We start from the raw sequence: 13,488 nt of genomic DNA on the forward strand, positions 1-13,488 counted from the left end.
TTCTTGCTAACCCCACATTTTGCCCCGTCCCACCAAACGCCGCAAAAAATAGCCGCTGCCACACTTGACCTTAACCGTGGACAACAAAAAACACGCACAACAAGCAGGCTCACCAACCTATTTGGATGCAAATATTAATTGTATGCAGAAAGGGGGGAGGGGGTAGGTCAGAAAAGCTTGCCTTGAGGTTTTGTTTTTGGGTTATTTTCGGATGTGTCCTCTGCCGAGTATGAAGTATTTGGTGGTGGTTAGGTGTTGGGTGCTCATGGGTCCGCGTGCGTGGAGTTTTTGGGTGGATATGCCGATTTCTGCGCCTAGTCCGAATTGGTTGCCGTCGGTGAATCGTGTGCTGGAGTTCCAGTAGACGGCGGCGGAGTCGACTTGTTTGATGAATTTGAGGGCTTTGTCGAAGTCTGTGGTTAGGATGCTTTCGCTGTGTTTGCTGCTGTACTTGTTGATGTGCGTTATAGCTTCGTCTAAGCCTGATACGACTTTTATGGCGATTATCAAGTCTAAGAATTCGGTGCCCCAATCCTCTTCTGTTGCGGGCTTTATGTCTGGGACGATTTTTTGGGTTTGCTCGTCCCCGCGCACTTCCACGCCGTTTTCCCGTAGTGCCGCAACTGCTTTGGGCAAGAACTCTGCTGCGATGGCTTGGTCTACAAGGAGTTTTTCAACTGCGTTGCAGGTTCCGGGGCGTTGGCATTTGGCGTTTATCAGGATGGGTACGGCTTCTTCTTGGTTGGCGTCTTGTGTGACGTAGAGGTGGCAGTTGCCTGTGCCTGTTTCGATGACAGGTATATGCGAGGTTTCGACGACGGTTTTGATGAGGTTGGCGCCGCCTCGGGGGATTAGCACGTCAATGTACTGGCGCATCTTCATAAGTTCAGTTGCGGCTGCGCGGTCAGGCGAAGCAACCACTTGTATAGCGTCTGCAGGCACACCCGTATCCGCCAAGGCTTCACGCAGCACCGTTCCGATGGCAACGTTACTGTTCAACGCATCTGAGCCACCACGCAAAACCACCGCGTTCCCGCTCTTAATGCAAATGCCCGAAGCATCAGAGGTCACGTCAGGCCTAGACTCATAAATGACGCCCACCACGCCCATGGGAACACGCAGCTGCCCAATGATTAAGCCGTTGGGTCGCGTCCACGTTTTTTCGATGGCTCCAACGGGTTCAGGCATAGCGGCGACTTCACGCAGGCACTTTGCCATATTCGCGACTTTTTTCTGGTCCAGCGCCAAGCGGTCAAGCAACGCCGCTTTTAGACCTTTTTCCTGTGCGGCTTTTGCGTCTAGCTGGTTTGCCTCTAAAATCTTGCTGGCGTTAGCTTCTAGGGCGTCTGCCATTTTACACAGGGCGTTGTTTTTGGTTTGCTCGGAGAGTTTTGCTACCTCGTAGGAGGCGGCGCGTGCTTTTTGGCAAATCTCAAGTACGGTGCTCATTTTTCTTCCTCAATAAAATGTATACTGTGATGCTCTATGATGTCTTTTGGGCAGTCAGACCCAAGTTTTTGCTGTACCTCTTTTACTTTTAACCCTTTAATTAGGTTTAATTCGGTGCTGTCGTAGTTAGGGTTTCCCTTGGCGAACTCTGTTCCTTGCTCATCCACTAAACTCACCACGTCACAGGCACTAAACTGCCCCACCACTTTGGTTACGCCCACGGGCAGCAACCCTGAACCCTCCAGCAACGCCTGTTTAGCGCCCTCGTTCACGTAAATCTGTCCCTTAACCGCTGCGCAGTACGCAATCCAACGCTTCAACGCCTTCATGGGACGACTCGGCTTAAAATACGTCCCCACTTCTTTGCCAGCCAACGCGTCAAGAAGCACGTTTTGTTTGTGGCAGTTAGCGATGATTACGGGTATGCCGCAGGTGGTGGCGATTTCGGCTGCTCTTATTTTGCTTTGGATGCCGCCTCTGCCCCTTTTGTTTTTGCCCTCCAAAGATTTTTTGAGTTTTTCGGTGATGGATTCTACGTTGCGGATCATGACGGCGTCGGGGTTGGCGGGGTCGGTGGTGTATAAGCCGTCAACGTCGGAGAGGATAACTACGAGTTCTGCTCCTATGGCTCCTGCAACCAGCACGCTTAGGATGTCGTTGTCGCTAAAATTCACTTGGTAGCCCTCGTTTACGGGCATGAGTTCGTCTACGCTGGTTACGTCGTTTTCGTTAATTATTGGAACCACGCCCAAGTCCAGCAGCATTTCTAGCACGTCGCAGGTGTGCACGTATGAAGCGCGGTTAGACAAATCCTCTGCCGTAAGCAAAATTTGCGCCACCCTTAACCCGTGTTTGCGGAAGAGTTCGCGGTATTTCTCCATCAAAACGCCCTGCCCCGCCGCTGCAGCCGCCTGCTGAAACACAATATCGCGGGGCTTCCCAGACGTGCCCAACTCCGAAACGCCAGCAGCCACCGCACCAGACGTCACAAACACCACGCGGTAATCATCTTTAACCGCCGCAGCGATTTGCTCAGACAACCTGCCCATTTCATTTTCATCCAACGTGCCCTCCACCGTGGTTATGCTGCTAGTCCCAACCTTCACCACAACCAATCTCTGACCCATAACAACCCTCAACCAATAATACAACTGGGATACAGCATTTCTCACTTAAAAATCCAACCCCAAACCCCAACACCCAAAAAACCGCCGTAAACACCTGGCAATCTGTTCAGTTCAAGCTACCTCTCCTCCCTGCACCAGACAGCAGTTTCTTGGATAGCTTAAAAGGAAAAGAACGCAAAACAGGAGTTTAGACAAAAAGGAGCACAGAAAAAATGTCTCAAACTCTCATCGTAAAAAACCCTCAAACCCAGCAAACAACGCAAACGCAGCGTCGGTTGTCGACAGGTATGCGCAGCCTAAACGATTTGTTCCCAGGGTTTGCTATAGGTGACTTTGCAGTCGTGTATGGTTCATCTGCAGTTTCTGTGGCTTCTTTTGCTTCAATACTGTGTGTACGTGCCCAGTTACCCACGCAGCTTGGAGGCTTAAACAGCAACGTAGTCTTCATAGACGCAGCCAATGCCTTCAACCAAAACCAAATCAGCCGCCGCGCACAACTCAGCCACCTCAACCCAAAAAAAGCTCTATCCAAAATCGTCCTATCCAAAGCCATTGACGCCTATCACCTAACCCAAACCATAATGGAACACCTGCACACCATGGTAAACCAAGTCAACGCAAAACTCGTTGTAGTATCCAACATCGCCGAACTATTCCTAAGCCACGACGTCCCAAAAGAAGAAGCCCACTACGCCTTCGCCCAAATCACCGCTTACCTGCAAGACTTCGCCCGAAAAAACCACGTGACCGTAATCACAACTTTCCCGCCATCCCCAGACAAAGACCAAAACCGCCAGCTTCGCCAATTAGCCGCTGAGCAAGCAAACGTAGTCATAAACCTTAGCGAAACAACTTACGACCGCGACTTCATCTTGGAAAAGCATCCGCAGTTCATGCTGGGCTCCGCAGAATTTTGCTTCAACACCGTTAACTTGACAGATTTCATGTAACAGCAAAGCAAAAAAGAAGAGAGCGCCAAAATGGCGGTTAGTAGGTTTGTGCCCAGACTTCGTAGTAGCTCTGTGGGTGTTCACAGGCGGGGCAGACTTTTGGGGCTTCGGTGCCTTCGTGGATGTAGCCGCAGTTTCGGCATTTCCATTTGATAACCTTGTCTTTCTTGAAGACCGTGCCTTGCTTGACGTTCTCGAGCAGTTTTAGGTAGCGGCGTTCATGTTCAACTTCAACTTTCGCTATTTCACGGAACGTCTTTGCCACTTCAGGGAAACCTTCTTTCTCGGCGACTTCGCCAAAATTCGGGTAAAGCATGCTCCATTCCTCTTTCTCGCCATCAGCTGCCGCTTTCAAGTTGTCTGCGGTCGTGGAAATTACGCCTGCGGGGTACATCGCGGTTATTTCTACTCCGCCGCCTTGCAGGTACTTGAAGAAACGTTTCGCGTGCTCTTTCTCGTTGTCTGCGGTTTCTTGGAATATGGCGGAAATCTGTTCGTAACCTTCCTTTTTAGCAACACTTGCAAAGTAGGTGTAACGGTTTCGAGCTTGAGATTCTCCTGCAAAAGCTGCTAAGAGACTCTTTTCTGTTTGGCTACCTTTTAGCTCCATAAATAACTTAACTCCTTAGCTCATAAAGGGAACAGAAGAAAAATAAAAACAATCCGCAGCAACAAACCCCTTTTCCATAAAACAACGCCTCCCCTACACGTTGGCTTGTGTAAAAAGAAGAGGCGTGGGAGAAGGGGGTGAGTTTAGCGGGGGAGTACTGTTTGGAAGGTGTGCAGGTCGACGTTTAGGACGGGTTTGACTGCTTCTGAGACGCGTGAGGCAATGATTTTTTTGATGTTCTTGTCGCTGGCAATGTCTACGATGCGTTGGGTGATGATGCCGTCGAAGATTATGGTGTCTACGCCTGTGATTTGTTGTAGTTTTTCTGCGAGTTGGCTGACGGGTAAGCGTTCGATTTGTTCGAGTTTCTCGTTTAGCAGCACTGCTTCAAGAGAGCCCTGCAGTTCTTTAGCTGTTTTGCCGATGGCTTCGGGGAACACGGTTTTTGGTTTTTCTTGCTTAGGTTGTGGCGGTGCACGTTTTGAGGGGCGTAACTCGGAAACTGGAACCTTGTTTTCTATGGCTTCAGCAATTTCCTTGCAGTTGCATTCCTCGATTTCTTTGCCGCGAGGAGCCCTGCCAACAAATTTTACGCTTGTTACTTGCAGGAGTTCTTTTTGTATGAGGTCGCCGCCGCGGTCGCCGTCTAGCAGTGCGGTTGCGGGGCGTTCTTTGGTTAGTCGTCGGATGCTGTCGGGGACTTTGGCGCCTTCAAGTGCGATGGTGTTTGTTATGCCGCAGCGCATGAGGTTTATGATGTCTGCTCTGCCTTCGACTACGAGTATTTCTTTGGCGGTTTCAAAGGTTGGACCCGCTGGCAACTCGTCGGGGCCATATTTTTCGACTTTGCCTGTTTTGAGGGTGTCGCTGATTTCTTTGTAGACTTCGTCGACGCTGGGCATGGATTCGATGTTCCATTTGTGCAGGATTGTTTTGGCGCGGTCGATGATGACTTTGCGTCTGGCTTCGCGGATGTCTTCGATTTTGTCAAGTATGACTTTGGCGCTGCATGGTCCTACGCGGTTTATGCTTTCAACGCTTGCGGCTATAAGAGCCGTGGAAACGCGGTCTAAACTGGTAGGTATGGTAATGGCGCCGTGGGTGCGGTCATTCTTAGAATGTAGCTCAATTTCGATTCTGCCGATGCGACCAGTTTTTTGCAGTTCCCGCAAATCTAGTTCTGGACCAAATAGTCCTTCAGTTTGACCAAAAACTGCTCCGATTACATCAGGTTTTTCAACAACACCTTCAATGTCAAATCTTGCATGTATAATATACTTTATAGTAAATGTTTGAGATGTACCCGTAAGGTTAGCCTCCTTTTTTGTGATGTTTAAGTTAAGGTTTAATGTGCATGAAAAGAGCTTTTCGTCAAGTCATGCGAGTTATTAAACGTTTAGCGTTTTTATCAATTATTGTTCGCACGGTTTAATAATGCTTGTGGTTTCTACGCCTTCAACCTCACGGTTTTTAGCTAAACATGTCATTTCTGTCCATGAACTTTTAGGGGAGGGTGGCGTTGTTTGGGAAGCCTCTGCGTTCCCAGTATCCGCGGTAGTCTACATCGTCAGAGAGTTCAATTTGGGTGACCCATTTTATCCATTTGTACCCGTACTGGCTTTCTGCTACTAACTCAAAGGGGTAGCCTCTTTCAGGCGGCAGCGTCAACCCGTTCATCTTGTACGCAAGCAGTATGTCATTGCCTTGGATGTACTCAATGGGCAGCGAAGTTGTGTAGCCATCATACGCATGGAAAATAACCACCTTTGCTTCGGGTTTAACGCCTGCCTGCAATAGCAAATCCTCCACCAAGATCCCCTCCCACAGAATAGTTACGTCCCAGCCTTCAACACAGTAGAGGGTAACTACTTTTTGGTACTGCTGATGCCCGTTTACTACGTCACGATAGCTAAGCTGCAAAGTGTTATCAACAAGACCCGAAACTGCAAGCTGATAATTCGTAATATTCACGTGCTGTGGACCACTAATCGAGTTCTCCCTAAACTCCCCTATAGACGAGAGGTCTTGCCCTTCATAATCGCGAATCTCCGAAGGATACAAATCCTTAGGTGCACGCGGGTACCCTACAACAAACAACGTAACAATCAAAGCTACCCCCAACAAAACAACAACATACGGTCTGACTTTGCTAAATCTTGTTTTTTCCATTTCTTTAGATAACCCCATTTTATGCTTGGCAACCGTCCCGTTGATTGCCCCTTTTCTTGTCAGCAACGAATCGTTGACTTAGCCATAACTTCGAAGTAACCTCAAACAAAAGCGTTGCAAAAACTATTGCATATCAAAGAAACTGGCACTGCTCAACTGCTTAACAATACCTAATGAAGACTCTTAGTTATTACCGTTTTGCCCAAAAATCCTTGTTTTCTTGATGATTTTGCCGTAAACTAAACGCGGTTTGGTCGCAAAGTTGTTTTGCTGGTGGTTTATAAAAAACAGTGGGTTAGCGTTTTGGCTTGAAATGTTGCCTTGCATGCATCTCTAAGTCTATGACGCTTTGAAAAGTATCGCCACACCAAGGGCACTCAACTAACTCTGTTGATTCCACAAATCTCACCTTTTAATGCAATTGCTTACTGCCGCCTAAAAAAGTGTGTATGTGCAAAAAGTTACAGCAAACAAGGCATAAACAGCCGAAAAACTAGGATTCTCTTCACAAAGAGGAAGAGAAAGTTGAAGATTTACTTTTGCTGCTGCAGTTTTTCTTCAACTACAATCATGGTGAGGGTGGAACGCACTTTGTCGAGCCTGCGGATGCGCCACGTTACAATCTCCTTTAACCGGTCCATGGTGTCTGCCGTAACACGTGCCACGATGTCGTAGACGCCATAAACCGCAGAAGACTCCTTTACGCCTTCAACTGTTTTTAACTCCTCGAGAACGTCGCTTTCAGAACCTATTTCAGTGTTAATAAGTACAAATGCTGTAGGCATATCAATCCTCACACACTACTTTGTAGCGTAGCATTAAAATATTTTTCTAACATCCCCGTCCCGCCAAAGTGCCGTGCTATTCTAGTATTTGTGCTTGTTTGAGTGCAAGCCACGCAATCGACAGGAACGCGATGATGTATGCGAAAGCTATGCCCACTGCGTTTGCCACTACCGACGCTAACGGCTGCGTATAAGCTGTAGTTTGGTCAATGATTGGTTGGTCGTTCACGGTTAAGTCTATGCTTATTTGGGTAAAGTTCACTTCCGCTGAGGGATGAAGCACATAGTTAACCAAGTTTGTGCCTATGCTATCCGTTCCCGCGGTTAACGCTACTGCACCTTGATTTGTAAGAAACGCACCTTCAACACCGCCTCCCGGCACAAGATTTAGCGCAGGCGAGGGCCCAACAAAAACCGAAATTATCGGAACCGCAAAAAGCAAACCCACAAAAATGCCCAAAGCAAAAAGCGCCGAAAGCATCGTGTTTTTGGAAAGCGAACCCGCCGCCAAGATTATGGCAACCCAAATAAACGTGCTGATTACATTTCCCAAGAGCCCCAGAGGCGCCAAATGCAAATTATTCTGCGGTCCATAAACAAACACTGCACCTACACCCGCTAACGTGAAAAGTATGGCGTACGTGACCAGAAGTATCAGGAGCGTGGCGAAGAGTTTGCCCGCAAAAACCATGGTTCGTGAAACGGGTTTGGTGAGCAAGGGGACTATGGTTCCGCTTTCGAATTCGCTGGATATGCTGTTCATTGCAATTACCAAGGCAAACAAGAACATGACAATGCCCGGCGTGGTGAAGGTTACGGCGTAGTTGGGGTTTGCAGCTATGGCTTCGCCTGTGGTGCTGCTTAGGATCGGCGGCAAAGCCAAACTTATAATAGACAACGCAAGCGCGAGGATGACTATGCCCATGAATTTTTTCTTGCGTATGTTCCAAAGCATCTCGTAGCGTACAATTGCTAAGAACCGTGTAATCCAGCTTGGACGTGTCCGCGTAGCCGTTTGGGTGGTCATTGTTTTTTGCCTCCTTGTTTGTCTTTAGTTATGAGTTGTATGAATACGTCTTCAAGGTTGCTGGTTTTCTGGCTCATCCCAACGATGACGCCGCCCAACTTGGTCACCTGCTGTGAGACTGCTACGCGTACATCTTCGCGCGTGGAAACCTGAACCCTCAAAGTATTCCCCGTAACAATGACATCTGAAACAAAGGGCAGTTCGCGTACGCCCTCTACTATTTCTTTGGACATTTTGGAGACTTCTACGTGCATTAGTGCGGGTCCTGAGAGCATGCTTGAAACGTTCTGCAACGTATCCGACACCAACGCTTTGCCGCGGTTGATGATGGTTACGTCCGTGCAGATTTGCTCTACCTCAAAGAGCAGATGCGACGAGACCAAGACGGTGATGCCTTCTTTGGCGATTTCTTTTACGAGTTCGCGCACTTCAACCATGCCCACGGGGTCTAATCCAAGGCTGGGTTCATCCAAAATCACCAACTCGGGACTGTTCAAAAGCGCCTGCGCAATTCCAATACGCTGCTGCATGCCCTTGCTGTACTTGCCAATCAAATCATTCTCCCTGCCACGCAGCCCAACCAACTCAACCAAATGTGGAATCCGCTCCCTGCGCTCCTGCTCACTCATACCATACATGCGCCCATAAACATCCAACAACTCCGCCCCCTTCAAAAACTTTGGAAACTTGGGCAACTCAGGCATATACCCCACACCCAAACGTGAATCCGCCTGCTCCACAAACCAACCCAAAACCCCCGACTTACCATGAATCTCCTCACCCAAAACCTTCACAGAGCCCTCATCAGGCCTAAGCAGCCCAACCAAAACCTTAATCGTCGTCGTCTTACCCGCACCATTAGGACCCAAAAAACCATGAACCGCCCCACGCTTAACCCTTAAACTCAAACGGTCAACTGCAACCAAAGAATCATAACGCTTCACCAAACCCTCAGTCTCAACAGCAAACGACAACAAACAACACATCCAACAAGAAATATTTGAATATGCACATTTAAGCTTTAAGACAAACCAGAACAGGCTCCCACACGTCCACCCGTTTTTGGAAACGCTAAAATCTGTCTAAACCTACCTTTGTACAGTGCACGGAGACTTGTTTATGCCGTATAATGAACTGCGAAAGGACTATTTGCTTGACCGTTGGGTTGTGATTGCTACGGAGCGTAGCCGCAGGCCTACTGATTTTGCTAAATCCAAACATGCTGTAGACCAGACTGCGGTTTGTCCTTTGTGTTCTGGTAATGAGCATATGACGACGCCTGCGGTGTTGCTGTACCTAAAAGGCGAAGACGGCAAGGTGGTTAAGTCTAAGGATGAGAATGGTTCGCGCCGCAAAGACTGGATTGTTCGTTGCATCCCAAATCTGTATCCTGCGTTTTCGCCGCCCAAACAGTCCGCCGACGCAGAGCATATTTTGGAGAATGAACGGTTTGGCTACGGCATTGGGCATCATGAAGTGATTATCGAATCGTCCGTGCACAGCGACCAAACCGCAACTATGCCCCTACTGCAGCTCATCCACGTAATCAACGCATACAAAGACCGCTTAGCCGCCATATCTGCGCAGCCGTACGTGAAGTACGTGCAGGTTTTTCGCAACTACGGCATAGACGCAGGCGCTTCACTGTCGCATCCGCACAGCCAAATAATTGGCATGCCTTTCACGCCAAAAATCGTCAAAGAAGAAATCGCCGCCAGCAAAACACACTACGAAAACACGGGACAATGCATCTTTTGTGGCTTAGCTAAGACCGAAGCGCAAGGTCCGCGCGGCATCCTCGACAACGAGCACTTCACGGTTTTTGCGCCTTACGCCAGCGTGCACCCCTTAGAGTTTTGGGTAGTGCCCAAACGCCACAGCCCCAACCCGCTTGACCTCACAACCGAGGAAACCCAAGCTTTTGCGCAGACCCTCCAAAGTGCCCTAAACGCCCTCAAAAACCTCGTAAACGATCCCCCATACAACTACGGCATACACTTAACCATAAACAAAACCCAGCAGGCGTATTATCACTGGCACCTTGAGGTCTACCCTAAACTTGCCAACTGGGCGGGCTTTGAGAAAAGTACCTGTACATACATCAACACTATCCCTCCAGAAACCGCGGCTGCCGAACTCAAAAAGCATGTTGCCTAACCTTGCGTTTTTGGGTTTGGTTTGTGCCGTAACCCTTAAAAGTTAATGGTTGTTATTTCTACCATATGGTATTAAAAGTTACCGAAAAAGGTTTGGGTGTCCTTAGTTTATACCGCACGGATTACGCGGTCAACCTGCATGTACGCGAAATGGCAAAACTCCTAGACATAAGCCATGTTACGTTGCTTCCCCACTTAAACAAACTTGAATCAGAAAAAATCTTGAAATCCGAAACATCAGGCAGAAACAAACAGTACCTGCTAAACCCCGAAAACGCCTTAACAAAAAATTACCTCATAATCACAGAAGAACTTGCCACAATCGAATACTTGAACCAGAATTTTCTCCTAAAAAAACTTGCAACTCATTTGCACGCTTTAGACTTTCTCTCCCCCATTGTTCTGTTTGGAAGCCAAGTGAAAGGTTACGCCACCAAAGAAAGCGACATAGACCTCTTTAGCATGGACAAACTGACAAACAAACAAACCGACCACATAGAAAAGTTCCAAAAAACTTTTGGCAAAAAAATCAGCATAAAAACGTCTACTCCCGAAAATTTCAACTCAGGTTTGCAGACGGGCGATATTTTAATAAAAGAAATCGTTGCAGACCACATTATTCTGTGTAATCCTGACGCTTTTGTGTCGGCGCTTTGGAGGCAGTATGTTGAGCGACAGTAATTTGTGGTGGTGTCTTAGGCAGAAACATGGAATACGCATAATCAGCCCTAATCTAAACTTGACTAAGGCGTATCTAAAGAAATCCGTAAGCGCGCTTAACACGATGAACGCCGCAATTGAGCTTGAAGAAACCGATTGGATAACAACAACCGCCTACTACGCCCGATACTTTGCACTGTACGCCTTACTGATGAAGATAGGCATCAAATCTGAAATCCACGACTGCACAATCAACCTAGCCTTACTCCTCGCCAAAAACAACATAATTGACCCCAAATTAGCAGAAGAGCTTGACCAAGCCAAAAACGACCGCATAGAAACCCAATACTACGTCGAACAAGAACAAACCAAACAAGCAACAAAAAACAACGCAAAAAACGCCCGCCACTTCGTCCTAGAAATCGAAAAAACCATAGAAAACATAACCCCCAAGCAAATCGCCAGCATCCGCCGCCAACTCAAACCCCGCGGGGTAACGGGAATTAGTTTTTGATTTCTTTTTCGTGCTGTGGGCGTATCTGTTCTATGTCTTGGATGTAGGCTCGTAGGGGTTCGGCTATGCTCCAAGCTTGGGAGATGCAGCCTCTGGGCGTGTACGGCTCGTTACCATCGAAAATTTCGCTTACAGTTCCCATGCCTGCCTGCTTGATTTGCTGCACAAAAAGTGGCTCTACAAATTTTTTCAGCGCGCGTTCGCGGTTTTCTGCGGTGGCGCCGTGGGTTTTGATGTAGGCGGTGGTGAAGGGTCCTAGTAGCCAGGGCCAGACGGTTCCGTTGTGGTAGGCTTGGTCGCGGGTTTTGCGGTCACCAAAATACTCGCCCTTAAACTGGGGGTTATCTGGCTCTAAGGTTCGCAAGCCACAAGAAACCAATAGCCGTTCCTCAACGATTTCTACGACGCCTATGGCTTTGGCTGTGTCGATTATGGGGTAATCAAGCGCGGCGGCTATGACCTGATTGGGACGCACCGACGCATCCTTGCCCGATTCGGCTACGACATCGTAGAGGGCGCCGTTGTTTGGGTTCCAGAACTGCTTGTTGAAGCTGGCTTTGGCTTTATTTGCCAACTCGGCACTGGTCTGCTCTACCGTGGAGGCTTCGAATCTGCCCGCAAGCATCTGCATCGTCTTAAGTGCGTTGTACCAAAGCGCCTGAACCTCCACAGCTTTCCCTGCTCGGGGCGTTGCTGCTTTTCCGTTGGGGGTTGCATCCATCCACGTAAGCTGCTCCCCATGCATGAGCAAGCCGTCCTCGTCGGCGTGTATGCCAAAATTTGTCCCTTCAACGTGGCGGTTTAGGATTTCTTGCAGGGTCTCCCAAAGCTGGCTTTGGATGAACTCGAAATCGCCCGTGTACTTGAGGTACTGCAAAGCCGCGTTAACAAACCATAACGTAGCGTCTACCGTGTTGTATGCTGCTTCGCCTGTCTTATCGCCGATAAGGTTGGGAATCAAGCCGTGCCTGCATTTTTCGCTAAACGTCAAAAGCACCTGTTTGGCTTGCTCGAATTTGCCTGTTACCAGCATTAGCCCTGGCAACGAGATGAACGTGTCCCTGCCCCATGTTTCAAACCACGGATACCCCGCTATGACGCTGCGGCGGCTCTGCTCCCGATTCGAAACCACAAACGTGTCCGAAGCAAGCAAAGCCCAACTCAGCCAATCCGAAACGGGAACCGACGGATGCGCCTTATAGAACGTGTCTAAGAAGCTGCTGTGCCTCTCAATTTCTTGAGTTAAAGCCTGCTGGGCTTCTGCGGCGCTGTCTATTGCGGTGGTTTGGGGGTCGGTGGTGGCTGTTATGGCGAAGGTTTTGGTGCTGTTTGCGGGGATGCTGATTTGGAAGTACCCTGGTTGGTAGTTGTCGTCGATGCTGGTTTCTCCCCGCAGGGCTTCTTCAACGTAGTAGAGGTGCTCTATCCAGTTGGGTTCTTCAGAAAACGTGCCTTCTGTGGCGGTTATGCTAAGGCGTACTTTGGGTTTGGTGCAGTTTAGCTCCACGCCCCTGCTTTGGGGGGTTTGGGTGAATTCGAAGGGGGTTTGCCATTTGTTCATGACAGTGTGGAAGTGTCTGCAGGCTATCATGGGCGTGATTTTGCAGGTGACGTTGAAGCTGTTTTGGTTTGTGATTTGGTAGAGGGTGGTGACTTGGTTTTTTTGGTAGGGCATGAAAACGGTTTTTTGCATTTCTACGTCGCGTATGCTGTAGAGCCATGTGGGGTAGGGTGCGATGGTGAATTCTTTGAGGTGTGCAAAGCCTTTGGGGTAGAATGTGTCGCAGAATTCGTTGGAGCCTAGTAAAAAGACGCGGTCTGCTATGAAGAGTTCTTCGTCGAGTTTTGCGAGGCAAACGGTTCGGTCGCTGGGCGGATTAAGCGCTGATACCAGCAAGCCGTGGTATTTGCGTGAGTTAATGTTTACGATGCTGCTTGACGCGTAGCTGCCTAACCCGTTGGTTATTAGCCATTCTTGTTTTTGTGCCCAATCAACATCAAACAACGCCTTTTTGTCCAAGCTTAAGGTGGGGAGCTTCAT

The 13,488-nt window shown here is 48.7% G+C and carries 13 protein-coding genes; 4 read left to right on the top strand and 9 right to left on the bottom strand.

Annotation, left to right across the window (positions count from 1 at the left end):
* Nucleotides 1–201: 201 nt before the first annotated feature.
* Both NWF04_02540 and proB read right to left on the bottom strand, forming a co-directional pair.
* Nucleotides 202–1,449: a glutamate-5-semialdehyde dehydrogenase gene (locus NWF04_02540; GenBank protein ID MCW4005465.1), complete on the bottom strand. Its 1,248-nt coding sequence runs from the start codon at nt 1,447–1,449 to the stop codon at nt 202–204.
* The gene (proB, locus tag NWF04_02545; GenBank protein MCW4005466.1) at nt 1,446–2,576 is read right to left on the bottom strand and encodes a glutamate 5-kinase; all 1,131 of its coding nucleotides are present in this window, start codon (nt 2,574–2,576) and stop codon (nt 1,446–1,448) included. The genes NWF04_02540 and proB overlap by 4 nt, the downstream gene beginning before the upstream one ends.
* Before the next feature lie 212 nt (nt 2,577–2,788).
* On the opposite strand from proB, the gene NWF04_02550 reads away from it, so the two are divergent.
* Nucleotides 2,789–3,526 carry a hypothetical protein gene (locus NWF04_02550; protein ID MCW4005467.1) on the top strand — a complete coding sequence of 246 codons (738 nt, stop codon included), beginning with the start codon at nt 2,789–2,791 and terminating at the stop codon, nt 3,524–3,526.
* Between the two features lie 37 nt (nt 3,527–3,563).
* Here the strand turns inward: NWF04_02550 and NWF04_02555 are convergent, their stop codons facing one another.
* From NWF04_02555 to NWF04_02580, 6 genes are all read right to left on the bottom strand, one after another.
* Nucleotides 3,564–4,136, bottom strand: a complete 573-nt coding sequence (locus NWF04_02555) for a rubrerythrin family protein (protein MCW4005468.1) — start codon at nt 4,134–4,136, stop codon at nt 3,564–3,566.
* 143 nt (nt 4,137–4,279) lie between these two features.
* On the bottom strand, nt 4,280–5,407 hold the full coding sequence (gene dnaG / locus NWF04_02560) for a DNA primase DnaG (protein ID MCW4005469.1): 1,128 nt from the start codon (nt 5,405–5,407) through the stop codon (nt 4,280–4,282).
* A gap of 232 nt (nt 5,408–5,639) precedes the next feature.
* Nucleotides 5,640–6,305 (bottom strand): molybdopterin-dependent oxidoreductase, encoded by a 666-nt coding sequence (locus tag NWF04_02565; GenBank protein MCW4005470.1) that lies wholly within the window; start codon nt 6,303–6,305, stop codon nt 5,640–5,642.
* Nucleotides 6,306–6,838: 533 nt separating this feature from the next.
* Nucleotides 6,839–7,090: an Lrp/AsnC ligand binding domain-containing protein gene (locus tag NWF04_02570; GenBank protein MCW4005471.1), complete on the bottom strand. Its 252-nt coding sequence runs from the start codon at nt 7,088–7,090 to the stop codon at nt 6,839–6,841.
* A 76-nt stretch (nt 7,091–7,166) separates the two neighbouring features.
* Nucleotides 7,167–8,117, bottom strand: a complete 951-nt coding sequence (locus NWF04_02575; protein MCW4005472.1) for an ABC transporter permease — start codon at nt 8,115–8,117, stop codon at nt 7,167–7,169.
* On the bottom strand, nt 8,114–9,091 hold the full coding sequence (locus NWF04_02580; GenBank protein MCW4005473.1) for an ABC transporter ATP-binding protein: 978 nt from the start codon (nt 9,089–9,091) through the stop codon (nt 8,114–8,116). The genes NWF04_02575 and NWF04_02580 overlap by 4 nt, the downstream gene beginning before the upstream one ends.
* A gap of 145 nt (nt 9,092–9,236) precedes the next feature.
* Here NWF04_02580 and NWF04_02585 point away from each other — a divergent pair, with 145 nt between their 5' ends.
* From NWF04_02585 to NWF04_02595, 3 genes are all read left to right on the top strand, one after another.
* Nucleotides 9,237–10,274 carry a DUF4921 family protein gene (locus tag NWF04_02585; GenBank protein MCW4005474.1) on the top strand — a complete coding sequence of 346 codons (1,038 nt, stop codon included), beginning with the start codon at nt 9,237–9,239 and terminating at the stop codon, nt 10,272–10,274.
* Between the two features lie 65 nt (nt 10,275–10,339).
* Complete coding sequence (locus NWF04_02590) at nt 10,340–10,954, top strand: nucleotidyltransferase domain-containing protein (GenBank protein MCW4005475.1); 615 nt, start codon at nt 10,340–10,342, stop codon at nt 10,952–10,954.
* The gene (locus NWF04_02595) at nt 10,938–11,447 is read left to right on the top strand and encodes a HEPN domain-containing protein (GenBank protein ID MCW4005476.1); all 510 of its coding nucleotides are present in this window, start codon (nt 10,938–10,940) and stop codon (nt 11,445–11,447) included. Before NWF04_02590 ends, NWF04_02595 begins: the two co-directional genes overlap by 17 nt.
* Here NWF04_02595 and NWF04_02600 read toward each other — a convergent pair.
* Entirely contained in the window at nt 11,437–13,488 is a 2,052-nt protein-coding gene (locus NWF04_02600) for an amylo-alpha-1,6-glucosidase (protein ID MCW4005477.1), read from the bottom strand. The genes NWF04_02595 and NWF04_02600 overlap by 11 nt on opposite strands.

This window comes from Candidatus Bathyarchaeota archaeon, from assembly GCA_026014465.1.
Taxonomy (GTDB): domain Archaea; phylum Thermoproteota; class Bathyarchaeia; order Bathyarchaeales; family Bathycorpusculaceae; genus JADGNF01.